This is a genomic window from Emticicia sp. W12TSBA100-4, from assembly GCF_040253585.1.
Taxonomy (GTDB): Bacteria; Bacteroidota; Bacteroidia; order Cytophagales; family Spirosomataceae; genus Emticicia.
On the sequence record NZ_JBELAU010000004.1, the window covers coordinates 263,053 to 289,600 of the forward strand.

21 protein-coding genes are annotated in these 26,548 nt (G+C 37.6%); 13 read left to right on the forward strand and 8 right to left on the reverse strand.

Going from position 1 to position 26,548, the window contains the following annotated elements; translation table 11 throughout:
- Positions 1–7 precede the first annotated feature (7 nt).
- Genes ABR854_RS06825 through ABR854_RS06835 form a run of 3 tightly spaced genes read left to right on the forward strand, consistent with a single transcriptional unit; the run spans position 8 to position 3,906 of the window.
- Positions 8–2,002 (forward strand): PAS domain-containing sensor histidine kinase, encoded by a 1,995-nt coding sequence (locus ABR854_RS06825; protein WP_350264636.1) that lies wholly within the window; start codon positions 8–10, stop codon positions 2,000–2,002.
- 9 nt (positions 2,003–2,011) lie between these two features.
- Positions 2,012–2,470 (forward strand): response regulator, encoded by a 459-nt coding sequence (locus tag ABR854_RS06830; RefSeq protein WP_350264637.1) that lies wholly within the window; start codon positions 2,012–2,014, stop codon positions 2,468–2,470.
- Positions 2,467–3,906, forward strand: coding sequence for a hybrid sensor histidine kinase/response regulator (locus tag ABR854_RS06835; protein ID WP_350264638.1), 1,440 nt, complete (start codon positions 2,467–2,469; stop codon positions 3,904–3,906). The genes ABR854_RS06830 and ABR854_RS06835 overlap by 4 nt, the downstream gene beginning before the upstream one ends.
- Before the next feature lie 43 nt (positions 3,907–3,949).
- Here the strand turns inward: ABR854_RS06835 and ABR854_RS06840 are convergent, their stop codons facing one another.
- Both ABR854_RS06840 and ABR854_RS06845 read right to left on the reverse strand, forming a co-directional pair.
- The gene (locus ABR854_RS06840) at positions 3,950–4,759 is read right to left on the reverse strand and encodes a TspO-related membrane protein (protein ID WP_350264639.1); all 810 of its coding nucleotides are present in this window, start codon (positions 4,757–4,759) and stop codon (positions 3,950–3,952) included.
- Between the two features lie 89 nt (positions 4,760–4,848).
- On the reverse strand, positions 4,849–5,766 hold the full coding sequence (locus tag ABR854_RS06845) for a YihY/virulence factor BrkB family protein (RefSeq protein WP_350264640.1): 918 nt from the start codon (positions 5,764–5,766) through the stop codon (positions 4,849–4,851).
- A 227-nt stretch (positions 5,767–5,993) separates the two neighbouring features.
- Between ABR854_RS06845 and ABR854_RS06850 the strand changes: the two genes are divergently transcribed.
- The 3 genes from ABR854_RS06850 to ABR854_RS06860 all read left to right on the forward strand — a co-directional run bounded on the left by ABR854_RS06850 (position 5,994) and on the right by ABR854_RS06860 (position 7,601).
- Positions 5,994–6,146 carry a lmo0937 family membrane protein gene (locus tag ABR854_RS06850; RefSeq protein WP_350264641.1) on the forward strand — a complete coding sequence of 51 codons (153 nt, stop codon included), beginning with the start codon at positions 5,994–5,996 and terminating at the stop codon, positions 6,144–6,146.
- Between the two features lie 428 nt (positions 6,147–6,574).
- On the forward strand, positions 6,575–7,066 hold the full coding sequence (locus tag ABR854_RS06855) for a ferritin-like domain-containing protein (protein WP_350264642.1): 492 nt from the start codon (positions 6,575–6,577) through the stop codon (positions 7,064–7,066).
- A gap of 67 nt (positions 7,067–7,133) precedes the next feature.
- Positions 7,134–7,601, forward strand: a complete 468-nt coding sequence (locus ABR854_RS06860; protein WP_350264643.1) for a Dps family protein — start codon at positions 7,134–7,136, stop codon at positions 7,599–7,601.
- Between the two features lie 24 nt (positions 7,602–7,625).
- Here ABR854_RS06860 and ABR854_RS06865 read toward each other — a convergent pair whose 3' ends face one another.
- Complete coding sequence (locus ABR854_RS06865) at positions 7,626–8,003, reverse strand: DoxX family protein (protein ID WP_350264644.1); 378 nt, start codon at positions 8,001–8,003, stop codon at positions 7,626–7,628.
- A gap of 38 nt (positions 8,004–8,041) precedes the next feature.
- Positions 8,042–8,749: a hypothetical protein gene (locus ABR854_RS06870; RefSeq protein ID WP_350264645.1), complete on the reverse strand. Its 708-nt coding sequence runs from the start codon at positions 8,747–8,749 to the stop codon at positions 8,042–8,044.
- Positions 8,750–8,948: 199 nt separating this feature from the next.
- On the opposite strand from ABR854_RS06870, the gene ABR854_RS06875 reads away from it, so the two are divergent.
- Both ABR854_RS06875 and ABR854_RS06880 read left to right on the forward strand, forming a co-directional pair.
- Positions 8,949–11,375, forward strand: coding sequence for a leucine-rich repeat domain-containing protein (locus tag ABR854_RS06875; RefSeq protein WP_350264646.1), 2,427 nt, complete (start codon positions 8,949–8,951; stop codon positions 11,373–11,375).
- 3 nt (positions 11,376–11,378) lie between these two features.
- Complete coding sequence (locus tag ABR854_RS06880; RefSeq protein WP_350264647.1) at positions 11,379–12,551, forward strand: RNA/DNA-binding domain-containing protein; 1,173 nt, start codon at positions 11,379–11,381, stop codon at positions 12,549–12,551.
- 172 nt (positions 12,552–12,723) lie between these two features.
- Here ABR854_RS06880 and ABR854_RS06885 read toward each other — a convergent pair whose 3' ends face one another.
- Both ABR854_RS06885 and ABR854_RS06890 read right to left on the reverse strand, forming a co-directional pair.
- A complete protein-coding gene (locus tag ABR854_RS06885; RefSeq protein WP_350264648.1) occupies positions 12,724–14,448 on the reverse strand; it encodes a GMC oxidoreductase in 1,725 nt (574 codons plus the stop codon).
- Between the two features lie 179 nt (positions 14,449–14,627).
- Positions 14,628–15,272: a gluconate 2-dehydrogenase subunit 3 family protein gene (locus tag ABR854_RS06890; RefSeq protein ID WP_350264649.1), complete on the reverse strand. Its 645-nt coding sequence runs from the start codon at positions 15,270–15,272 to the stop codon at positions 14,628–14,630.
- 444 nt (positions 15,273–15,716) lie between these two features.
- On the opposite strand from ABR854_RS06890, the gene ABR854_RS06895 reads away from it, so the two are divergent.
- From ABR854_RS06895 to ABR854_RS06910, 4 genes are all read left to right on the forward strand, one after another.
- Complete coding sequence (locus ABR854_RS06895) at positions 15,717–17,027, forward strand: UDP-glucose dehydrogenase family protein (RefSeq protein ID WP_350264650.1); 1,311 nt, start codon at positions 15,717–15,719, stop codon at positions 17,025–17,027.
- Between the two features lie 163 nt (positions 17,028–17,190).
- Positions 17,191–18,171, forward strand: a complete 981-nt coding sequence (locus ABR854_RS06900) for a UDP-glucuronic acid decarboxylase family protein (protein WP_350264651.1) — start codon at positions 17,191–17,193, stop codon at positions 18,169–18,171.
- A 110-nt stretch (positions 18,172–18,281) separates the two neighbouring features.
- Entirely contained in the window at positions 18,282–19,487 is a 1,206-nt protein-coding gene (locus tag ABR854_RS06905) for a bifunctional 3,4-dihydroxy-2-butanone-4-phosphate synthase/GTP cyclohydrolase II (RefSeq protein ID WP_350264653.1), read from the forward strand.
- A 218-nt stretch (positions 19,488–19,705) separates the two neighbouring features.
- A complete protein-coding gene (locus ABR854_RS06910; RefSeq protein ID WP_350264654.1) occupies positions 19,706–23,020 on the forward strand; it encodes a TonB-dependent receptor in 3,315 nt (1,104 codons plus the stop codon).
- Positions 23,021–23,124: 104 nt separating this feature from the next.
- On the opposite strand, the gene ABR854_RS06915 is transcribed toward ABR854_RS06910, so the two are convergent.
- Both ABR854_RS06915 and ABR854_RS06920 read right to left on the reverse strand, forming a co-directional pair.
- On the reverse strand, positions 23,125–24,267 hold the full coding sequence (locus ABR854_RS06915; protein WP_350264655.1) for a cysteine desulfurase family protein: 1,143 nt from the start codon (positions 24,265–24,267) through the stop codon (positions 23,125–23,127).
- A gap of 244 nt (positions 24,268–24,511) precedes the next feature.
- A complete protein-coding gene (locus ABR854_RS06920) occupies positions 24,512–24,979 on the reverse strand; it encodes an Lrp/AsnC family transcriptional regulator (RefSeq protein ID WP_350264656.1) in 468 nt (155 codons plus the stop codon).
- Positions 24,980–25,164: 185 nt separating this feature from the next.
- On the opposite strand from ABR854_RS06920, the gene rocD reads away from it, so the two are divergent.
- Positions 25,165–26,400 (forward strand): ornithine--oxo-acid transaminase, encoded by a 1,236-nt coding sequence (gene rocD, locus ABR854_RS06925; protein ID WP_350264657.1) that lies wholly within the window; start codon positions 25,165–25,167, stop codon positions 26,398–26,400.
- The last annotated feature ends 148 nt before the right edge of the window (positions 26,401–26,548 follow it).

Sequence of the window (26,548 nt, forward strand, 5' to 3'; positions counted from 1 at the left end):
CTAAGGTATGGATAATCCTAAAATCAGTTGTAGTGCATTTGGGCTTTCGTTGATTGCAAAGCAAATAGAAGGTTTGGTGAAAATCTTGCCACAGCTTATTTATGTTTATGATTTAAAGCTACGCAAAATAGTTTTTATAAGCGACCGAATCACTGATATCTTGGGGTATTCCAAGCAAGATGTTGAGGCTATGGGTAACTCCATTGCTCCAATCATGGTTCATACCAATGCAGCAGCATTCGCAAAAGATACTTTGGAGAGGTTTGATGCCATGATTTTCGGCGAAAAGTATGATTTTACATTGGCATTTCGTCATAAAAATGGAGAGGTTCGAACCTTGAAATATTCAGCAAGTCTTTTACAACAAAACGATAAAGGCGAAAATACATTTGTAATGCTCATAGGCGAAGACGTTACTGAGCAAATATTAAGACAAGAAATTTTAGAGTTCAGAGATCTTTATAATGATGATGCCGAGCGAGTATTTCAATATGGATCATGGGAAATGACTGAAACAAGCGATTATGTAAAATGGACTGATGGACTTTTTGAATTATTGGGTATTGCAAAAGAACAGTTTCCAAATAACCGAGTACCACGCGGATTTTACTATAATTTTGTGCCAGCATCGGAGCGAGAAAGTCTTCGAGCTGAGGTAAATAGTATTATTGCTTCTCGAACGCCCTATCACGAAATTACGCATCCCGTAATAAGTATTGATGGACAAACTAAGTATGTTTTCTTACGCATGCAAATCTTTGTCAATAATAACGTTACGGTAATTATGGGTTCGGTGGTTGATAATACGCATAAGATAAAAGCCGAAAAAGCCTTGAACGACCAAATGTTGCAGCTTCAACGCCAGCATACACAAATGGAAGAGGCAGAATCTATCTTCAAATTTGGAAGTTGGGAGTTCAGTATAAATGAATCTAATTTCAGATGCTCAGAGGGTATGTTTAAACTACTCGAGCTGGATTCTCATCTTTATCCGCAGAGTATTGTATCACTTGATTTTTACACAAGTTTTGTGCACCCAGAAGACATTCAGGCAGTACGAGATTATACATTAAAGGTTTTGGCCGAACAAAGACCTTTTTATGAAATCGAACATCGAGTGATTGATTCGACAGGCCTTGTTAAAAACGTAATGCTTAGAGCAAGAGTGCAATATGACGAAGGTGGAGGTATACTTAGAGCCATAGGCGTAACGGCCGATTTGACCGAAATAGAAACTTATCGCCGAGAACTTGAACGTCAAGTGGCGGCACTCAACCGAAGTAATCAAGAGTTAGAACAATTTGCTTATGTGGCTTCGCACGATTTGCAAGAGCCACTACGAAAAATAAAAGCTTTTGGTGAGCGTCTAGAAAAAAAATACAAAGATGTAGTGGGCGAAGAGGGGAAGTTTTTTATTGACCGAATGATCAATGCTTCTCAACGTATGAATACACTCATCGATGATTTATTGACTTATTCGAGGGCATCCAGAGAAATCGAAAATCGAAAAGAAATATCTCTCAATGATATTGTAAAAAATGTAATAGAAGATTTAGAAATAAAGATTCAGAACGAGAGTGCTCAAATTATAGTCGGCGATTTGCCTGTTATTGAAGCACAAGCCGTTAAGATGCAACAATTATTTCAAAATCTTATAGAAAATGCTTTGAAATTCAAAAAAGCCGAAGTGTCGCCGATTGTAAAGATAAGTGCCGAAAAAGTCAAAAAGGTGGAGTGTCTTAAAGCCTTACATCTAAATCCGCTACTCGAATATTTTCAGTTTACAATTAGTGACAATGGGATCGGCTTCGACTCCAAATATGCCGAATCTATTTTTGCGATCTTCCAACGCCTTCATGGTCGTACAGAATATGAAGGAACAGGCTTGGGTTTAGCCATTTGTCGAAAAATTGTCGAAACTCACGGAGGATGTATTACTGCAAAAGGTGAAGAAGGTATAGGAGCAACTTTTATATTTTATCTACCTACAACAAAAAAATAAAAATTTACCATGGCAAATAGTAAAAAAAAATTGGTGATTTTGGTGGCTGATGATGACGAAGATGATCAATTATTTACAAAGGAAGCTTTTGAAGAAAGTAAATTATTGGTTGACATTCGCTTTGTTAATGATGGGCTCGAACTGCTCGATTATTTAAAGCAGCAAAGTAAATATGCAAATTCAGAAGATTTCCCGAAACCTGCATTGATTTTGCTCGATTTGAATATGCCTAAAATGGATGGTCGTGAAGCATTAAAAGTAATAAAATCAGATTCAAAATTAAAATTGATTCCAGTAGTAGCACTTACAACCTCAAAGGCAGAGCAAGATGTATTGAAAACCTACGAATTGGGCATTAATAGCTTCATAACTAAACCCGTAACAATTGCTGATTTTATCGAAATAGCCCAAACATTAGGGCATTATTGGCTCGATATTGTTCAACTCCCTCAAAATCCCAAAAAATGATTAATAAAGCCGTTAAACTTCTAATTGTTGATGACGATGAAGATGACTTTTATCTCACATCTGAGTATTTAAATGAAATTCCATCGAAGAAATTCGATATTATTTGGGCAAGTTCGTTCAACGAGGGCATCAAACACCTTTCTCATACTAAATTTGATCTTTGTTTTTTCGATTTCCGTTTGGGAGTCAGAACAGGTATTGATTTACTAAAAGCTGTAAGTGAGATGGGTATCAATACTCCTGTAATCTTGTTTACGGGTAAAGGCGATAAACATGTCGATAACGAGGCCATGAGGTTGGGAGCGATGGATTATTTGGTAAAAACCGACTTAGATGCCGAAAAACTCGACCGTTGCATCAGGTACGCTCTTGAGCGTTCTGAAGCCGTGAAGCGTTTGCGTGAAAACGAAACTCGTCTCAAAAGTATTTTTGAACAAATGAAAGAAGCAATCGTCTTAAAATCGACTGAAGGCTTTATTTTTTATCATAACAAAACTGCCTACGATTTATTGGGCTTCGAAAACTCAGATTCACCTAATCTTAGCTTTCGGACCTTTTTTGCTGATACTACTGACTATCTGAGATTTAAGCAAATTCTCGAAGCCAACAATTCGATTGAAAACTACGAGATTTGGATGGTCAATAAAAATACCGAGCGAGTGCTTTGCTCGCTTAGTGCAAGTAAACAAAATGATAGTGAGGGTAATATCTACTATCTGATTGTCATTCAGGATATTACATCAAGAAAAAAGCTTGAACGTGACCGACTTTTGGCCGAAAAATCAGCCTCTACGGCACGTTTGGCACGTACACTTGCCCACGAGGTCAGAAATCCGTTGACTAATATTCATCTCTCACTCGACCAACTCGAACCCGAATTAGCCGACGAAGACCTCAAACTATTTACAGATATTATTAGGCGAAACAGCCTCAGAATCAATACCTTAATTACCGAACTTTTAGAGTCGTTTAAGCCGCAAGAAACTATCCTGACCTCGATTTCAATCATTGAATTAATTGAAAGAGCATTAAACGAATCCATTGACCGAATCAATTTGAAAAAGATTACATTAATCAAGAATTTTGGCGAAGATTGTAGGCTTAACCTCGACCAATCGAAAATTAAAATTGCATTGATTAATCTGATTATCAATGCAGTAGAAGCAATGGAAACCGAGAAAGGTCAACTTACGATTCAAACTACAAATCAGAATGGTTATTGTTTCGTTACCATCAAAGACAATGGCGTAGGTATCAGTCCCGAAAACCTCAATCGACTTTTTGAACCTTACTTTACGCTCAAAACCAACGGTTTGGGCTTAGGTTTAGCCGCAACACTCACAATTTTGCAGTTGCATAACGCACGAGTAGAAGTAGAATCGGAGTTGGGTATCGGTACGGCTTTTACAATTGCATTTCCACTTCCAAAAGGTTGATAATCAAACCCAGCAAGTTTTTTATATGCTTGCTGGGGCAGATTTAAACTTTCCGAAAAGCCGCTTTGGTGGTTTCAATAAAAATACTCGTAACCACGATAATAATGGCAAAAACCGTTATCCAGACAATGAATCGGTGATATTCGGGGGCTTCAATTCGTTTGATGATGATACCCACAAATGCCCATAAAACGGCTGCTCCGATAAAGGCATTGTTGACTTTTGCAAGCGTAAAACTAACTACCAACGCCCCTATAATTACCATCAGGCAAGTCCAGAAAGTCTCACTTTGACCAAAAGCATCCCAACCGAAAAATACTAACACTGCCGTGATATTGGCAATTGTGGCAATGCAAATCCAGCCAAGATACATTCCAAAAGCCGCTTTTGCTACCATCGGAATATGTATTTCGGTGTTTTTACTAAGAAAATTAATTCTACGAGCAATATCAAGCAGTATAATCAATAATGAAAGCATGATTATTACCGAAAAGAACAAATGCTCGTAGTGCCAATAGAGTATCCAAAGACTATTTAGGATACAACTCACCACAAATCGGAGTCCGATTTTATCGACCAAAGCGTTGGTCGATGGGTCGGGTGTTTGGCTGAAGAGATTCTTACTTTGTTTTACGCAAAAAATCAATAATAACAGATAAATAATCCCCCAAATCGAAAACGTGATGCCCGCAGGCACAAAAAGATTTGGATATTGGTCAGAGAGCTGTCCAGTGGTTTTATCGTTAAACGGCACAGCATTGGCTAAATAATTAGTGGCTACCATTATCAAAAAAAAGCCCCAATTGAGAATCTGTAAGGTTTTTACACCTATTTGTTTAGCTATAGTATTCATAATTTTAAAAATTTAAAGTACATAAAACTACCACGGTCTATACTCATTCGTTTTCTATTCAGCTATATGTTATAAACTAAGACTAATTTTCATTTAACAATGTTTTCAACATTTTTTTGAGTTGATTGAACTTCAGTTTGTTTAATCAATACCGTGTATGAGGCAGGTTTTATACCCTCCCCATATTCAAAAGCGTAGATTTTGGTAAACTCAGCACCAAAAAACAAAATTAATGAAGAGTAATATACCCATGTTAGCAAGATAACTATCGACCCCGCAGCTCCATAAATATCTGAAATGTTTGATTGACCTAAATAAAATCCAATCAAATATTTTCCTATCATAAACAATAAAGCCGTTACACCCGCTCCCATTAGGGCATCTTTGTTAGCTACTCTGCCGTCGGGTAATACTTTAAAAATAATTGCAAAAAGCAGTGTCATTACTACCCATATTACGCCCAAATTAACTATTGTAAATAAATGAACGGTTGACTCTGTGAAAAGTAATGCCAACCTCTGGCTAAATGCCTCGAGCAAAGTATTAACCAAAAGCGAAACAATGAATAAAAACCCCAAAGAAACTATTAAGGAAAACGACAAAAAGCGATTTGTCAAATATTTTAAAATTCCATTTTTGGGTTTGGCCCTAAGCGACCAAATCTGATTAATAGAATCTTGTATTTCGGCAAAAACACCAGTTGCTCCAACAAAAAGCATCACAAATCCAACAATTCCTGCAAAACCAGTCTTACCAGAAAGCTCAACTTTTTGTACCATTTGCTGCACCTGTAAAGCAGCTTCTTTGCCAATCAGACCATCTATTTGTCCGTAGAGTTGTCCTTTAATAGCATCTTGTCCGTAAAAAAAACCAACTACCGATAAAAATATGAGTATCATTGGAGCTAACGAAAACAAAGTGTAGTAAGACAACGAAGCACTCAACTTAAAGGCATTATCATTCATAAAGCCTTCGAAAGTATTTTTTATAAGTTTTAAATATTTCATGATATGTATATATAGGTAAGTGAAACATTATCTGAGTCATTTTTTATAATGACTTCTATCTTATCAAAACAAAATTTTATACCAGTAGATGAGGTGGGTATTTTTTTCCACAAAACATATACACATTACTATATATTTCCTCAGTTTTTGGCCTTATAATCAATGGAATAGAAATTTTATCGGTATAAGCAACAGTCAAAACATTCACATTCTAAACCATTACAACTATGCGTTCAATTTTGTATATCATCGCCGTAATCTTGGTCATTGGATGGCTAATCGGTGCTTTTGCTTACAGTGCTACTGGAATTATTCACGTCTTGTTGGTTTTAGCCATCATATCATTCCTGGTAGGTTTTATTCGTAGAGGCAAAGTCTAATATTTAAAAGAAGATAGTTCATATTTATTCACTATAAAAAAAATAAAATTATGGAAGCTGTCATTTTAATTGGATTTTTAATAGCGGGTTTATTAACCTCTTTTTCGCTGATTTTCTTTTCAAAACACTTCAGCCTTTTTAATTCGGGAGTAGTGAAAAATATGAACTCTGAATACGAACGAAAAGTTGATTACTTGAAAAAAATCAAACATAACTTTAGTCGTATAAAGAAAGTTCATGCCTGATGTATGAGATTGGCTTCTGCTATGCTTCAAATCATCAGTTTTTTATATTGAAATCATTGTAAACTCAATGGCAAAAAGGTTTTTATGGATGTTCTCCTCTGGAAATAGGACATAAAGATTATAAGCATTTAGTTTACAATGTACTAAATTTTGGGTACACAACTTTTAAATTTAATAAATACTATGAAAACACAACACGACACGCTCAGAGATACCCTCAACGAGCTGATAGAAATCAATCATAGTAGAATTGATGGCTACAAGAAAGCAATAACTGATGTTACTCAAGAAGACCTGCAAGGATTATTTGGTAGTATTATCAACGAAAGCGATGGTTTTGCTGAATCATTGGCCGAGTATGTCGTAAAAATCGGTGGCGAGCCAAGTACTTCGAGTACATTCTTAGGAAAAATACATCAAGTTTGGTTGGATTTCAAAGCTGCACTTAGCTCTAAAAATCGACACACAATCTTAAACTCGTGCGAGTTTGGTGATACCCAAGCCATCAAGGCTTATGATTTGGCTTTAGAAATGAACGAACTTAGCGAGCCATTGCGGGCTTTATTAATCGTACAGCGAACAATTATTGCCGAATCTTTAGATATTATTAGGTCATTGATGAAAGCCAATACCGACACCAAATCTGAAATTGCAGCTTTAGATATTACTCAATAAGTAAAGTTTCTGACGAAACTCAATTTCGCACACACCCTTATCAATCAACTTTAAAATAACTAAATTCATGCAAGCAAGTATTGGAATACCCAAAAGCGAAAGTCAAAAAATAACTGATATTTTATCGACATTATTGGCCGACGAACACGTATTGGTCATCAAAACTCGCAATTATCATTGGAATATCACTGGGCCAAGTTTTATGGAAATACACAAGTTCTACGAATCTCATTACGAAATTCTGACCGAAACCATTGATGAAATTGCCGAACGTATCACTCAATTGGGGTATCAGGCAATTGGCACAATGAAAGAGTTTTTATCTGTCGCTCGCCTGACCGAAGGCCCGTGCAATGAGCATCAGACCGAACAAATGAAAGTGCTTTTAGCCGACCAAGAAACTCTTTGTAAGAATCTCCGTAAAGACATTGATGACATTGAAGATTTAAAAGACCCCGTAACAACTGATTTCTTAACGGGAGTTTTGGCAAAACACGAAAAAATGGCTTGGATGATACGCTCATTCTTGAAATAAACTACCCTCATAAAAAATAGCTTTCTATTTAGTGTAGGAAGCTATTTTTTTATGGATATACCACGCCCAAGCAATCAATACAAACTGCAACGGCAGTCGAATCAAAGCCGCTTGATGGCTACCAATTGCAGGATTTTCTTTGAATACATCAAAGATATGAAGCGGCAAAAACACTAACATCATAATCAAGATTCCGAGCGTAGCCATTGAGCGAAAACGAGGAATGAATACGCCCATACCCACAGCAATTTCTGCGATTCCAGTTAAATAATTGACCGCCAAACTTGGCAGAAAATCAGGAATAAACGGAGCATACATTTCGGGTTTGATGAAATGATTGATACCCCCAAAAATCAAAAAAGCACCGAAAAGATAAGTCAGGATGAGTTTTAGGTTTTTCATAGGAACGGTTTTTAGGATTGTATCGCTAAATATAGCGTTTACTCTTGATTCGACAACCAATTCTGCAAAACCTTTTCGTCATCGCTCAGTTTTCCGATAATTCGGTAATTCGATTTGCCCAAAATAATAGACTCTTTGGCTCGCTCATTTACGACCGCAAACGGAAACCTTCCGCTGGCATGAATAAAACGCATTTCGTTGTTTTGGTAAAGCAGAAAACCCGTGTGCGTGTCAAGCCCGACTACATAAAGCCCAGTGCCATTTTCTCGGACACCCGCCAAAAAATCAGTAATAGCATATCGACTAAACCTACGTATCGACTCTTTTCCAACAAGCGATTTTATCATTTCTTCCGAAGGTAGCTGTGCGAGTTTGTTCCGCTCGATTTTCAAGCCCAAATCCTCCAAAACCGTTGTCACGAAATAGCCACAGGCAATTTTCCCTTTCCCTGGAGTTTGGGTTTGCCCATAAAACGAATAACGAGTACCGTACCAAAAAGGCATTAAACTACGAAACTGACGAATAAATACTTGACTACGATTATCACTGTTAGAAGCTAACTCCTTACGTTTATCAGCCAGTTGATGTAGCGTATTTTTATATTTTTTAGGTGTAAAATAAAACTCATGGTAGCCCCACAAAACGGGTGTTCGTTTCATAAAATACCCATACACCGCCGCCGAGACAAGCAAGAAAATAAGCAGAATATATTTGGTATAAGTGAGGCGTTTGGGGCGTTTTTGCATGAATGTTTCAGTATTGTAGCACAAGTTTCAAACTTGTGCAGAGCAAAAAGTGTTTCAAGAACCAATAAATGTGACACAGCTATTAGATGCCATAAAGGAGGTGTGCCACATTTGACTACCACAAAAATAGCCATTTAGGCAAATACCTTTTTTTATTCTCGCCTTTTTTGTTTTTTTGTATAAAAACAAAGCTGAAGTAATGAAAAAGCCAAGGGAAATAATAAGGTTAGAGAGAGAGTGGGGATTTGAGATATATGATTACATGTCGTTGGATGGGAAAGTCATAAGTATTTTATTAACTCATAATCAAATTACTGACATTACTTCTTTATCTAATTTAAAAAATTTATCTGTAATCTTTTTATCCGATAATCAAATCACAGATATATCTCCTTTAGCTAATTTAAAAGGACTAAGAGAGTTATACTTGAGTGGAAATCAAATTACTGATATTTCTCCTCTTAAAAATTTAGTTAATTTATCTAAAGTTTATTTAGAAAATAATAGGATTACTGATGTTTCTCCTTTAGCTAATTTAAAGAAATTGACTCATCTTGATTTAAGTTATAATTCAATTAGTGATATTTCTGAAAATTTTGTTAGACAAATACAATTAAATTATTCATTATCAGGCATTAGTAGGAGAAAAAGGATAAATTTGGGTAACAACCCTTTAAACCCCGAAATAAAACAAGCCATTGAAAGTGGTGGCAGAGAAGGTTTATTGGCTTATTACGATAACCTAAAAAAAGGCAAAAAACCTTTTAATGAAGCCAAATTAGTATTTCTTGGAGAACCTTTTTCTGGAAAAACCAGCTTAATGGAATATCTGCTGGGAAAACCATTTGTTGAGAAAGACCGAGTAATGACCAAAGGCGTAAATCTCGAAAAATGGCGAATAAAAGAAGAGTATCAAGGCAAAACAAATGATTATTGCATCAATTTTTGGGATTTTGGTGGGCAGGAAATCCAACAATCTATTCACCAATTTTTCTTAACCGAAGGTACGCTTTACATCATTCTGCTCAATGCCGAAACCGATGAGCAACCCGACAAATATTTATCATATCTCAATAATTACGCCCCCGATTCGCCTTTTATTATCGTTATCAATAAAATTGAGGCACATCCGAGTGCTAAAATCACGACCAATCTTATTTCCGAAGATTACGCCAAACGCTATATCAATACTTTTCGGGTTTCTATCAAAGAGGCTTCGCAGGGCAATAAACCTTTTGTAGAGCAGATGGAGGCCTTAGAAAAGTCCATTCGTCAAACCTTAATGAGTTTGCCATACATTCATCAAGAAGTACCCAAAAGCTATTTTGATGTGAAGCAAAATTTGGAAGAAAAATACGCCAAAAAAGTACCGTATCTGAGCAATGAAACTTATTTGCAGATTTGTAAAGAAAATGATGTTGTTGCCGAAACCGAAGACGATTTATTGAAATACCTAAATCTACTCGGCACGGTGCGTTTTTTTGATAGACCGAATCTGCGTAGTCTGCAAATTCTGAACCCCGAGTGGCTGACCGATGGCATTTATCGCATCATCACGCACGACCGTACTGCTCAATATTTGGGCAAAATCAAAAAAGAAGATTTGCGGTATATTCTCCAACCTGAAAGCTCCGAACAATACCGCTACGAAGTGGCTCACTACGATTACATCATCGAAATGATGGAGCAGTTCAAAGTAGCGTATTTCGACCGTAACGAAGAAATACTGTACATTCCAGCGGCATTCAGAGAAGACACCCCCGACGGACTTCGCCGAAATGTCTATAAAAAAGATGCCCTGCATTATTATTTTCAGTACGATAACGGTCTGCCTTCGTTTTTGATTCATAGCTTCATTGTGCAGCGTTTTGCCGATATTTTGAAAGAAAATTTTTATTGGAACAAAGGAATTATCTTGCAAGAAGCAACCAATGTTGAGCCTTGCGTTGCCTTAGTTGAGCAGAACGACCGCCGTATTGATATTTGGCTACAAGGCAAGCACCCACAAGGCTATTTAGATATTTTAAGAGAAGATTTCAGAAGTATTCACCGAACCATGAAAAGTTTGGAAGTAAAAGAATACCTCGAAATCGAAGAAAACGTTACGGTTGAATACAATCATTTGGTAGGTTTGAAACGAAGAGGAAAAACCGAGTATTCGACCGAAACCAAAGATTATCAAATTAACGATATTCTGAAAATAGTAGAAACGCCTAAAAACATACAAAAGATGGAAGACGAAAAAAACATCACGCATTTCCACGGCAATATCATTAATCACGGTCAAATGTCGGGCTTAGGAACTGGCTCTAAAAATAGCTTTGTGAATAATTATGCTCAAAACCCTGACCTGAAAGAACTGCAAGAATTATTAACTGAAATGAAGCTCGCTTCGCAAGCCAATAGCGAGTGGCAAAATAATTTTATGATTGCCTTAAAAGAATTATTTGAGTTAGAAGAAGCAACCAAACCAAGCGAAGTAAAAGCTGCTACAAGTACAATTACAGCAATTTTCAACGAAGCAAAAAAAGTGAAAGATTGGGTAGGAATCGGCCTGTTACCCGCCGAAATTGCCACCAAAGTACCTAAAATGATTGAACTTTATCACCAGATTTTTCATTTATAAAGAATGAAACTAAGCGTTGCCGACATAGAAAAGAGAATCCGATTAGGCGAAGACTCTCAACACCAATTCAAGGTAAAAATCGAAAATACCATTTCGTTGGCCGAAGAATTAGTGGCTTTTTCTAATGCCAAAGGTGGTTTTATTTTTATCGGTGTCGATGATAAAAATGTAGTACAAGGCGTAAGCCAAGACGATATTCGGAAGCTAAACAACTTAGTATCAAATGCTTGTAGCGAAAATGTAATTCCGCCCGTTCATGTCACCACTGTTTTAGAAGAAATTGACGAAAAAATCGTTTTTATCATAGAAGTAGAAGAAGGTTTACAAAAGCCCTACTGCACCAAGCAAGGCAAATACTTGACAAAATCAGGTGCTGATAAACGAATTCTTTCACAAGCCGAACTATCAAGATTATTACAAGAAAGTGGGTCATTTCATACCGAAGAACTGCCCATCAGAGGGGCAAATGTCGAGCAAGAATTAGATAAATCTACTTTCTACGTCTATTACGAAACTAAGTTTAAACAAAATATTTTTGAGCATTTAGAGCAGCAAAAAATTACTATTGCTCAATTACTTGATAATTTAAAACTGGCTTACAAAAACGAGCTTACTTTAACAGGTTTATTGTTTTTTAGTAAAAATCCTCAGCTTTTTCAGCCTACTTTTATTGTAAAAGCAGTAAGTTTTTATGGCAATGACATAACAGATACGAAGTATTTATCAAGCGATGATATCACAGGAACATTGGAAAGACAATTTCGTTTTTCGATGGATTTTTTGAAATCGAATCTCTTGAAACTACAAAACAAACAAGGTTTCAACTCGCAAGGCGAACTTGAAATTTCAGAAATCGCTTTGGAAGAATTGATAATGAATGCCCTTATTCATAGAGATTATAGTCGAAATGCCCCGATAAGGCTATTTATTTTCCAAAATCGTATCGAAATCATTAGTCCAGGTGTTTTGCCAAATCATCTCACTACCGAAAATGTAAAGATGGGCGTGGCTGTGCCTCGAAATCCGATTATAACCAAATTTGCCAGCGAACTTTTACCTTACCGTGGCATTGGTTCGGGAGTTTTTAGAGCTTTGCAATTACACCCAGACATTGAATTATACAACGAAGTAGAAACGCAACAATTCAAGGTAATCATTCCTCGAAAACAAAGTTAATTATCTCGTTTGGTTGCATACCTACGGCATGCCTTTTATTGTCATTCCATTTTATTTCTACCAATATTAAATCCCTCTACGCGATAAAACAAAAAACAGCGAACTCACCCAAAGGCAAATTCGCTGTTTTATATAACTATGGTCTATCGACTATCGTCCATAGATTAACCTACTACAAATTCATTTTCTTCAACTCACTCACAGCGAAATCTGCTGCACGAGCCGTAAGAGCCATGTATGTAAGCGATGGGTTTACACAAGATGCCGAAGTCATCGCTGCACCGTCAGTTACGAATACGTTGCTTGCTCCCCAAACTTGGTTGTTTCCATTCAATACCGAAGTTTTAGGGTCACGTCCCATGCGGGCTGTTCCCATTTCGTGAATACCGATACCTGGGTTTTTGCTACGGTCATCATAAGTGCTGATATTTTTCATACCAGCTGCTTCGAGCATTTCGGCTGCTTCGTTCATCATTGCTACACGCATTTTTAAGGCATTTTCTCCCCAACCAGCATCAAACTGCACAACTGGTAAACCCCACTTGTCTTTTTGGTCAGAAAGCGTGAAGCGGTTGTTGGCATCTGGCAATGTTTCACCAAAACCACCAATATTAAAAGACCACGGTCCAACTTGCGTCATGGCTTCTTTGAAGTCAGCACCGAAACCGTCCATTTGGCCACCACGTCCCCAACTTGCACGGCTTGCACCACCTTGATAGCCAAATCCACGCACGAAGTCACGTTTCTTGTCGCTACCCCAGTTTGTGAAGCGTGGAACATAAATTCCATTCGCACGGCGGCCATAATAATACATATCTTCCATGCCCTCGAAAGTACCCGAAGCACCTACCGCCAAGTGGTGGTCCATGATATTTCTGCCCAATTGGTCAGACTCATTCCCCAAACCATTCGGGTGAGTTTTCGACTTCGACTGCATCATAATCCATGAAGAGTTGATAGCCGAAGCATTCAAGAAGATGATTTTTGCGTAATATTCGTATTCTTCTTTTGTATTTTGGTCGATGGCTTTTACACCAACGGCTTTGCCTTTTTCGTCATCAAAAATTACTTGGTGAACAATCTTATCGGTAGTCAATGTCAAATTACCAGTTTTGTTAGCGGCTGGCAAAGTAGCAGACTGCGTGCTGAAATAACCACCATAAGGGCAACCACGCATACAAGCATTACGGAATTGACAAGATGCACGACCTAAATCAGTTTGTATTTTAGTTGGGGCAGTCAAGTGAGCTGTACGCCCGATTGTAACGGCACGACCACCAAATTTCTTAGCAACTCTCGATTTAAACTCTTTTTCAACGCAGTTCATATCCATTCCAGGTTGGAAATTTCCATCGGGTAATACATCCAAACCATCTTTTGTACCACTTACACCGATAAAACTCTCAACGTAGCTATACCACGGAGCTAAATCTTTATAACGAATCGGCCAGTCGATACCGTGACCATCTTCAAGGTTTGCGGTAAAGTCTTTTTCATTCCAACGGTAGCTTTGGCGTCCCCACATTAATGAGCGACCACCCACGTGATACCCACGAATCCAGTCGAAACCACGACCAGCTTTCTCCAAATATGGGTTTTCTTTATCGTTTTCAAACATGTGGCGGTGTTCTTCACGGCCAGTATAGCCTGTGCGAACACTCGCCCAATATTGTTCTCTTGCCATGTTATCCATGTTTCCACGGTGCGGAAAATCCCAAGGGTTTTTCATGGCAGTTTCATATCCTTCTACGTGCTTAATATCACGTCCACGCTCAATCATCAACACTTTTAAGCCTTTCTCACATAACTCTTTGGCAGCCCAGCCGCCTGAGATTCCCGATCCTACAACGATGGCGTCATAAGTCATTTTTTCTTTTTCTTTACCTTGAATATTCATCAGATTGAATAGATTATTTTTTAAGTATTTTTCATTGAGGAATTAGGTAGTAGGATTTAGGTATTGGATTTTTCTTTATTCCTAAATTTCCATTACTAATAACCTCGAACATTAAAAGATTTGGCGGTAGGCTTTAGTTTTTTATCTAAATCCTAATTTCCTAAAAGCTAAACCCTTAATTACAACGCCCAAGCTTTTTGTCCTGGAGTCATTTTTACACAGCCTTCGTATTTACCTGGAACCTCGACATAAGCCAGTGCTTGTTTGCAACCAACTTCCGAAGTAAAGTATCCCAAAAGCGTCAATTCTTTCATTATTTTGAAGAATGGCACTGGTGGAGCTTCTTCTTTGCCTTTATTTTCTTTTGCAAGGCCAGTTTCGGCATCTACGATTTTCTTGGCTGTTTCATTTTTCTTAGCTTCATCGTTTGCCATCGCCTCGAATTTTTTCAAAAGAGCAGTTTGTTGCTCAGGTGTACTTTCCAAGAATTTTTTGCCACCATTAGCTTTTTTAGATTCTTCTTCGAGTGCATCAAGACCTTTCACAAAATGTTCTTGTTGCGAAGGTTTGTAACAGTCTTTCAGCATCATTTCAACGAATGGTCCAACACCAGCATCTTTAGCACCTGGGGTTGTTGTTTTCGGGATAATGATTTCGGCGATTTCGGCAACTAAACCTTTATAGTCAGTCGATAAGGCAAAAGAGGTTGCAGCTTCGGTTGCAGTATTCGACTTGCAGCCTTCGAGCATCGCAATCATTGTTGGGGCAGACAAAGCACCTCCCATCAGGTAGGCTACTCTTTGTATGGCATCTCTTCTATTCAATGTAAGATGTTCTTTTAGGATTGACAATTAGATTAAAGTGGTGAATTTACGAAAGAATAGCTTGTCTGTGCAAGTATATACGAACGAAAATTCTAATAAAAGCGATAAAACATCGAAATTATTGTATTTTATTTTTACACAAGAGAAAATACACCTTCTAATAAATCTTTATTTTTTACTATAATTAATGCTGCCTTTAAATAATAAAAAAATGATTTTTTGTTTCAAAAATATGCACTTAAAGACAGTGATTTGTTATTAAGTCCACTTTTTCAGAGTAAATTTTTATTTTTTTTATTTGAATAAAATTTTTGTTTCTAAAAAAAGTTATACATTTGTACAAGAAAACTAAAGATTAAATAATATTAAATCCAGTCGTTTGAAAATGCCTCAACAAACGATTTAATTTTAAAACCTCTCCTTTGGGGCTGGGAGTTTTGACTTATGAAAATAGCCGTAGTAGGAACAGGATACGTTGGCCTCGTAACTGGTACTTGTTTTGCAGAAACAGGCAACCAAGTAACTTGTGTAGATATTGATGAGCGTAAAGTTGAAAAGCTTCGCAAAGGAAAATTAACTATCTATGAGCCAGGTTTAGATGTAATTTTCGACCGTAACACTAAAGAAGGACGTTTGAATTTTACAACAAATTTAGCCGAAGGAATCAAAGATGCTCAGGTGATTTTCTTGGCATTGCCTACACCTCCAGGTGAAGACGGTTCGGCCGATTTGAAATATATTTTGGGTGTAGCCAATGACCTTGGACCATTGCTCGAAAGTTATGCAGTAATTATTGATAAAAGTACAGTACCAGTAGGCACAGCCGAAAAAGTACGTGAGCGTGTAGCCAAAAATGCAAAAGTTGAGTTTGATGTAGTATCAAACCCCGAGTTTTTGCGTGAAGGTGTTGCCGTTGAAGATTTTATGAAGCCTGACCGTGTAGTTATCGGTACGACTTCCGAAAAAGCTAAAAAAGTGATGGAAAAACTTTACGCTCCGTTGGTGCGTCAAGGAAATCCTATTATCTTTATGGATGAGCGTTCGGCCGAAATGACAAAATATGCAGCGAATGCATTTTTGGCAATGAAGATTACGTTTATGAACGAAATTGCTAACCTATGCGAAAGAGCGGGTGCGGATGTTGATGCAATTCGTAAAGGTATCGGTACTGATAGCCGTATTGGTAAGCGTTTCTTATTTGCGGGAATTGGTTACGGTGGAAGTTGTTTCCCGAAAGATGTACAAGCTTTGGAAAAAACGGCTAATGAGTTTGATTACGATTTCAAAATCTTGAAATCAGTAATGAAAGTAAACGAAAAGCAAAAAACCAAAATGATGCCGCACATCAAAGCCCATTTTGATGGCGATTTGAAAGGCAAAACGATTGCTCTTTGGGGATTAGCCTTTAAGCCACACACTGATGATATTCGTGAAGCTCCAGCTTTGTATAATATCAAAGAATTGCGTAAAGCAGGTGCAAAAGTGGTAGTATATGACCCTGAAGCAATGGAAAACGTACGTGGCGTAGTTGGCAAAAAAGTAAAATATGCTAAAAGCCCTTATGAAGCCATTGAAGGAGCTGATGCCTTGATGATTATGACCGAATGGCCAGAATTCCGTACACCAGATTTCGATAAAATGGAAGTTGCCCTCAAAAATAAAGTTATCTTTGATGGCCGTAACCTTTACGAACTAAAAGATATGCGTGACTTAGGCTATACTTATTTCTCAGTTGGTAGAGAAACTGTGAAGTAAAACCCCTAACCGCAACGGCGGACTGTCCCTAAAGGGGAATATAAAAACAATTTTGGTAAAACATAATTGTTAATAGGAGGTTCTACACATATATTAATTTTTTAATAGACGTTTCATTTGTAAACATAAAACTAAAATTCCCCCATCGGGGGTTAGGGGGCGTATGAAAAGAGTATTAATAACAGGCGGTGCGGGTTTTTTGGGTTCGCACCTTTGCGATAGATTTATCAAAGAAGGACACTATGTCATTGCGATGGATAACCTAATCACAGGAGATTTACGCAATATCGAACATTTGTTCAAACATCCAAATTTTGAGTTTTATCACCACGATGTAAGTAAATTTATTCACGTTCCGGGTGAACTTGATTATATCTTACATTTTGCTTCACCAGCAAGCCCGATTGATTATTTGAAGATTCCGATTCAGACCCTAAAAGTGGGTTCACTCGGAATTCACAACTGTCTTGGTTTGGCTCGTGTAAAGAAAGCAAGGGTAATTATTGCTTCAACATCAGAGGTTTATGGCGACCCGCAGGTTCACCCACAAACTGAAGAGTATTGGGGACACGTAAACCCAGTTGGACCTCGTGGAGTATATGATGAAGCCAAGCGTTTCCAAGAAGCCATGACAATGGCCTATCATACTTACCACGGTGTAGAAACTCGTATCGTACGTATCTTTAATACATACGGGCCAAGGATGCGACTCAACGACGGACGTGTATTGCCGGCATTCATCGGTCAAGCATTGCGTGGTGAAGACCTTACTATTTTTGGAGATGGTACTCAAACTCGCTCGTTTTGTTATGTAGATGATTTAGTAGAAGGTATTTACCGTTTATTATTATCTGATTATGCTTATCCAGTAAATATTGGAAATCCGTCAGAAATTACGATGAATGAATTTGCTGAAGAAATCATTAAATTGACAGGGACAGACCAAAAAATTGTGCATAGACCTTTACCGAAAGATGACCCTAAACAACGTCAACCAGACATCACAAAGGCGAAGGAAATCTTAGGTTGGGAACCAAAAGTAAGTCGTGCAGAAGGTTTGAAAATTACTTACGAATATTTTAAAAGCTTACCAAAAGAAAGACTTTTTGAGGAAGTTGCCCACCGTGAGTTTAATAAGAAATAAAAATAAGCATACTTTTGACGTGCCACATTTCTGAAATGTGGCACGACTGTTTTTAAACGTTTTTATAAGTTTTTGTGTTAAAAATTTATAAAACACAAGATAAAATTAAAATGAAATTAGACCGCATAGAAGACGCAATCGAAGCGATTCGTAATGGAGAAATAATCATCGTGGTTGATGACGAAGACCGTGAGAATGAAGGTGATTTTATATGTGCCGCTGAAAAAACTACGCCTGAAATGGTCAATTTTATGGTGAAAGAAGGCCGAGGCTTGATGTGTACACCCCTCACCCGTAAACGTTGTGAAGAATTAGAACTTGATATGATGGTGGGCAAAAATACAGCTCAACACGAAACTGCTTTTACTGTATCGGTCGATTTACTTGGCAATGGCTGCACCACAGGAATTTCAGCCAGCGACCGTGCCAAAACCATTCAAGCACTCGTAAACCCTACCACAAAACCCGAAGATTTAGGCCGTCCAGGGCATATTTTTCCGTTGCGTGCTGCCGAAGGTGGAGTCATTCGTCGTTCGGGGCATACCGAAGCTGCCATTGATTTAGCTGTCTTGGCTGGACTTCAACCTGCTGGTGTTTTGATTGAGATTCTGAACGAAGACGGCACAATGGCACGCTTGCCGCAATTGTTTGAAATTGCAAAAAAATTCAACCTTAAATTAGTGAGTATCAAAGATTTAATTGAGTATCGTCTCGAAAAAGAATCTTTGATAAAGCGTGAAATTGGCGTAAATATGCCAACCGAATGGGGGAACTTCGATATGGTTGCTTTCCGCCAATTGGACAATGACCAACTTCATTTAGCACTCATTAAAGGTACTTGGGAGGAAAATGAACCCGTAATGGTGCGTGTACACTCGTCATGCGTAACGGGCGATATTTTTGGTTCATGCCGCTGTGATTGTGGACCACAACTTCATGCTGCTATGGAAATGGTCGAGAAAGAGGGCAAGGGTGTAATACTTTATATGAATCAAGAAGGGCGTGGAATTGGCTTGTTGAATAAATTGAAAGCCTATAAATTGCAAGAGATGGGGCGTGATACTGTAGAAGCAAATCTCGAATTGGGTTTCAAAATGGATGAGCGAGATTATGGCGTTGGAGCTCAAATTTTGAGAAACTTAGGAATAAAAAAAATGAAATTGATTTCAAATAATCCTAAGAAGAGAGCTGGTTTGATCGGCTACGGTTTAGAAATCATTGATTCGATTCCTATTGAGATAGAAGCCAACCCTCATAATATTGGATATTTGGAAACCAAACGAGATAAAATGGGTCATAATATTATGGGTTCTTAAAAATATTAGGCATGCATAACAATTTCTTAATAAAACGAAATTGAATTTTACCAATATTTTTCATTAAAAATCCTATAAAAACTTGTATTTCAAGCACTTATCAAAATAAAAAGGGTAGGTGCTTGTTTTTTTTAGAGAAAAATTTTAAGACCTTTGTCTCGGAAATTAAAAACCACTAAATGATTTTTACTTCAAACATTTCTAACTCCAAAAAAAACATGATGCGAAAATTTACTTTTACGCAGAAGGCTTTTAGCTTTCTTGCAGTAATGCTTTTTGCTTTTCAAAGCTTTGCACAGGTAACAACCTCTTCAATTAGCGGTTTAGTTGCAGACGCTAAAGGCGAAGGTTTACCAGGTGCAACAGTTATTGCAGTTCACGTACCGTCGGGTACTAAATATGGTACAGTTTCAAACGCTTCTGGTCGTTATACACTTCCTGCGGTACGTATCGGAGGTCCTTACAAAATTACATTCACGTTTATTGGTTTTAAAGAAGCCGTAAAAGAAGGCGTGATTACAAGTTTAGGTACTGCTGCTAACGTTGATGTAAAATTAGATGAAGCAGGTACATTCCTTGATGAAATTAAAGTTGTTTCAAACCGTAGTGATGTGTTCAGTTCTGACCGTACTGGTGCTTCTACTACAATCGGTAAACAAGCGTTACAATCATTACCAACAATTGGTAGCCGTTCAATCAACGACTTTACGAAATACAATCCACAAGGAAATGGACGTTCATTTGGTGGTCAAGATAGCCGTTTGAACAACTTCACAATTGATGGTTCGGTATTCAATAATGGTTTTGGTTTAGGTACAGAAGCCCAAGCGGGTGGACGTACGAACTCGACTGCAATCTCTTTGGATGCTATCGAAGAGGTTCAAGTAAACATTGCTCCTTTTGATGTTCGTCAGTCTGGATTTGTTGGTGCTGGTTTGAATGCTGTTACTCGTTCAGGAACAAACGAAGTTCAGGGTTCGGTTTACCACAGTTTCCGTAACAACGGAAAGAGTTTCGTTGGTACAGAAGCAAGAGGTTTACCAGTTACGGTAGGTACTTTTGATGAAAAGATTACAGGTTTCCGTTTAGGGGCTCCAATCATCAAAAACAAATTGTTCTTATTTGTAAACGGTGAATTCCAAAGAAGAACGCAACCAGCTCACGCATTTACAGCTAAAGGTTCAACTGCTGGTGGTAATCCAACACGTGTTGAAAAAGCTGATATTGATGCTTTAAGTGCATTTTTGAAAACTAAATATGGTTACGAAACAGGAGCTTATGAAGCTTATGATGATGAAACTACATCTGATAAGTTTTTGGCTCGTTTAGATTATAATATTAACGATAACCATAAAGCAACTGTACGTTATACTTTCCATAATTCACAAGATTATGTAAATATTAGTAATAGTAGCTCGGCAGGTTTTGGTAACCGTATCACGGCAAACTCTTTATCATTCAAGAATTCAGGATATTTGATTCAAGATAATACCCGTTCGATTGTAGCTGAATTAAACTCTACATTTAAAGGAAAAGCAGCTAATAACTTTATTATTGGTTATGATAAACAAAATGAAGACCGTGCTTATGCTGGTGCATTTTTCCCAACGATTGATATCTTGAACAACAACGCAACTTATATTGCGGCTGGTTTCGACCCATTTACGCCAAGTAACAAATTGAACTATGGTACTTTTCACATCACGGATAACTATACATTGTTCAAAAACAAGCACACAATTACTTTAGGTGCTAACTACGAGAAATATAAGTCGAATAATTTATTTTACCCAGCTTCCAATGGTGTTTGGGTATTTAACTCATTGGCTGATTTCTATGCTTCAGCAAACGGAAACAAAGATGTTACTGTAAACTTGTTTCAATACCGTTATTCTGCTTTAGAAGGTGGTGCTGAACCATTACAAGTATTGAAAGTTAATAAGTTTGATTTCTATGCCCAAGATGATTATCAAGCGAGCCGCAACTTAAAAGTATCTTATGGTTTAAGAGCGAGTGTAATTGCTTTGGGTAATACTGCCTTAGAAAATAAAACTATTTCAGCACAATCATATAAAGATGCTGAAGGTGCTGCTTACAAAATTAATACTGGTTCTATGCCAGGTACAAAGATTTTGTGGGAACCACGTCTTGGATTTAACTGGGATGTAACAGGGAAGCGTACTACACAGGTTCGTGGTGGTACTGGTATCTTCACTGGTCGTCCGCCTTATGTATTTATCTCTAATCAAATTGGTAATAATGGTATCCTAACAGGATTTATTGAGCAACGTAATACAAAAGCGTATCCATTCGTGCAAGATGCTTCGGTTTATGCTCCAGCTACTCCAACATTGCCATCTACATTTGATATTGCGGCAACTGATGGAAGCTATAAATTCCCTCAAGTATGGAAAACAAACATTGCAGTTGACCAAAAATTGCCTTTAGGTTTAGTTGGTTCGGTAGATTTCTTATATAATAAGTTTTTGAACTCTGCTTTGTATTTTGATGCGAACTTAGAAACAGCAACGAGTAAATTTACGGGTCCAGATACTCGTGACCGCTTCCCTGGTTCTGGTCTTACTGGTTCTAACTTGACAAATGCTCTTCGTATCAATGATAATGTTTCTCGTGCAGCGGTACTTACAAGCAAAAGCACGGGTGAAAACGTTTCGTTGACTTTCAAATTAGAAAAACCTTGGACAAAAGGTTTCTACGGAATGATTGCTTATACATATAGCAAAACACGTGATTTGATGGCTGCTGGTTCGATTGCTTCTGGTTCATGGACTGGTGCAAGAAGTGTGAATGGTAACAATAGATTAGGTCTTGCTTACAGTGATTTTGACTTACCTCATCGTGTAGTTGGAGCGATTAGCTACCGTTTAGAGTATGGTGGTCAATTTGGTGGTTCTTCACAAGTTTCAATTGGTTATGTTGGTGGTAGCGGAACTTCACGTTATTCATATACTATCGCTGGTGATATGAATGGAGATGGTGTAGCTGGTAACGACTTATTGTTTGTTCCTGCTAAAGCAAGCGATATAACTTTCGTAAATACTACTGTTGCTGGAACTGTTTATACACCAGCTCAACAAGCAGAGGCTTTTGATAAGTTTATCGACCAAGACCCATATTTAAGCACAAGACGTGGACAATATGCAGAGCGTAATGGTGCAATTTTACCATGGTTGAATCAATACGATTTATCGTTTATCCAAGAGTTTTTCGTAAACGTGAAAGGAAAGCGTAATACAATCCAGGTACGTGCTGATATTCAAAACTTTGCTAACTTATTGAATAGCAAATGGGGTGTAGGTCAGTTTGTAAGTAATACCTCACCATTGGCTTTTGTAAGTGTTACCGCTGCTGGTGTGCCTCAGTACCGTTTGAATACTCAGACTACAAGAACATTGAATACTGACGGAACAACAACTTCTACAACATCTTTATTGAAAGACACTTATCAATATAGAAGTGGTACTGGTGATGTTTGGAATGCTCAGTTGACATTGCGTTATATCTTCAACTAATCTGATAAAGATTAATAGATTGAACATAAAAAAGTCCCGCCTCGAAAGAAGCGGGACTTTTCTTTTGGTCTGCACCGAAGGTCTGAAAAATATTGTGAAGATAATTAAACTTGCGACCCGTATAGCCCAGCCACCACTTCAACTACTTTATCAATTTCTTCAGCAGTATTATATTTTCCGAAAGAAAAGCGAACATTTCCACGCTCTGGCTGCACATTTAAAGCCCCCAACACGTGTGAACCAACATCTGAGCCACTGGTGCAAGCACTACCTCCTGAACACGAAATTTGGGCAATATCAAGGTTAAAAAGTAACATATCGTTGTCTTCGCTTGGTGGGAGGCTTACATTCAGAACCGTGTAAAGGCTACGCTCCAAATTATCTGAATCGCCGTTGAATCTTACGTCAGGAATGGCGGCTTTCAGTTTTTCAATCATTCTACTTTTTAAACCTTCGATGTGTGCTTTGTGTTGCTCCATTTCTTTGTAGGCTATTTCAAGGGCTTTTGCCAAACCTACAATGCCATAAACGTTTTCGGTGCCACCACGCATATTACGCTCCTGCGAACCACCATGAATAAACGGATGAATTTTACTATCGGCATTGATATACAGAAATCCAACACCTTTTGGCCCGTGAAATTTATGGGCAGCACCAACCAGAAAATCTATCTTTGTATTTTGTACATCATGCTTATAATGACCCATTGTTTGTACGGTATCCGAATGGAAGATGGCATCGTATTTTTTGCAGATTTCACCTACTTTTTCCAAATCAATCAAATTTCCGATTTCATTATTTCCGTGCATTAACGAAACCAAACTACGTGGTTTTGTACTTAAAAGTTCTTCTAAATGTACTAAATCAACGTGTCCTTTTTCGTCGAGATTTACAAAACTAAGCTTGATCACACCTTGTTTGGCCAAATATTCAAGCGTGTGCAACACTGCATGATGTTCGGTTGGCGAAGTGATGGCGTGTTTGAGTCCGTAAGTATCAATGCTACACGTAATAGCTGTATTATCAGCTTCAGTGCCGCCCGAAGTAAAGAAGATTTCGGAAGGAGAGGCATTGATTAAGCTTGCTACGGTTTTACGTGCCTTTTCGATAGCCGAACGAACTTGTCGCCCGTGCGAATGAATGGATGAAGGATTACCGAAGTTTTCGGTCATCAGAGGTAACATTGCCTGCAAAACTTCATCATCAAGGCGAGTGGTGGCGGCATTATCTAAATAAATTTTAGGCATTGGTAAGACTTGTAATGAATAATGTTTAATGCGTAATGTTTAATGATTGATACATTAATATACAAAAATAATATTTGGTTTTTAATATTACAACCCACTATTTTGATAGACTAAAACGAATATTATTTGGTTTTTAGATTTTAGGGAATAGGTTTTAGGGATTAGGTAGTAAGAGTTTGGCTTTACATAAAATGTTTAGAGAAAGTTAGTTTAAACCTAACTCCTAAACCCTAATTTCTATCACCTAAAGCTCCACACTCACATTTCGCTTAAAGGCTGCACCAAAATCAATCATTGACTCGGTTTTCAGGATTCCCGAAATATGGTCTATTTTATCATATAACACACTTCTCATGTGTTCGTTCGATTTTGCTACAATTCTTATGTAGAGCGTATATTGTCCCGTAATATAATAGCACTCTGTTACTTCTGGGATTTTGCGTAGCTCTTCGATAATTGTTTTTGAATCAGAATCTTCTTTCAGTACCAAACCCGTAAATGCACTCCATTCGTAGCCCAATTTACGTTCATCCAAAATAATTCCTGCACCTTTTAGAATCCCGATTTTCTTCATGCGTGTAACCCGTTGATGCACCATCGTATTCGAGATATTAAGGTTTTTAGCTATTTCAGAGTAGGGTTTTCTTCCATCTTTTTCGAGCTGAATCAAGATTTTTTTGTCAAATTCATCTAAATTATTTTCATTTATCATAAGTTAAATTATTTTTATTTTGATAGTTTTTAAATAAAAAATACTTTATTAGTTAATTTTAAAGTAAATATAACTTGTTTGTGAAAAATATCAAGTCATTTTAACATATTTGAGTCATATTTTAAATGTAAATTTATCAATGATAAAAATATAGCTTTATCATTGGTCATTAATCATCAACAATTATGCTTACAGATATTTCACTCAGCGAACAACTAATCGAACTCGAAGAACGCTACGGAGCACATAATTACCACCCAATTTCGGCCGTTCTTGACCGTGGAGAAGGCGTTTATGTTTGGGATGTCGAAGGTAAAAGATACTATGATTTTCTTTCGGCTTATTCGGCCGTTAACCAAGGGCATTGCCATCCTCGTATCATCAATGCACTCATTGAGCAATCGCAGAAATTGACGCTTACTTCAAGAGCTTTTTATAGCTCAATGTTGGGGCGTTATGAAGAATATATCACCAATTATTTTGGTTATGATAGAGTTTTGCCGATGAATACGGGCGTTGAGGCAGTAGAAACTGCTTTGAAATTATGCCGTAAATGGGGTTATCAAGTAAAAGGAATTCCAGAAAATAAAGCTAAAATAATTTTTGCGGGAGGAAATTTTCATGGTCGTACACTTTCAGTAGTTTCGGCATCAACCGACCCAACGGCACGCAAGGAGTTTGGACCATACATGACAGGTTTTGAGACAGTTCCGTATAATAATATTGAAGCTCTCGAAGAAGCACTCATTAATGACCCTTACGTAGCTGGTTTTATTTTCGAGCCGATTCAGGGCGAGGCTGGGGTAGTTGTTCCAGATGATGAATATTTAAGAGAAGCCTACCGTTTGTGCAAGGCCAGTAATGTATTATTTATTGCCGATGAGATTCAGACAGGCATAGCCAGAACTGGTAAATTGCTGGCTATCAATCATGTAGATGTTCGACCTGATATCGTTATTCTCGGAAAGGCCCTTTCGGGTGGAGTATTGCCAGTATCGGCAGTTTTAGCTGATGATGAAATTATGTTGACTATCAAACCTGGTGAACATGGCTCAACTTATGGTGGAAATCCACTCGCTTGTGCAGTTGCGATGGAAGCATTGGAGGTTGTGAAAGATGAAAAACTGGCTGAAAATGCCGATTATTTGGGCAAAATTTTCCGTGCAGAAATGAATAAATTGGTAAATGAAACAAATATCGTAACACAAGTACGTGGACGTGGATTGTTGAACGCAATCGTGGTGGATTCGCACGAAGACTCTGACTTGGCTTGGGATATTTGTATGAAATTTAAAGACAATGGACTATTAGCAAAACCAACGCATGGCAATAAAATTCGCCTTGCTCCGCCATTGGTTATGACCGAACCTCAGATGTGGGATTGTGTTGAGATTGTTTCCGATGTGATAAAAAGTTTTTAATTGACTTTACCACATATTTTTCTTAGCAAAAAAGCCCCATTACTGGGGCTTTTTTGCTAAGAAAAATAATTTCTTCTACACTTTGTTACTTTTTCTCATAAAGCAGTCTGAATGATATTACCACGAAATTTTAGATAATCACATACAA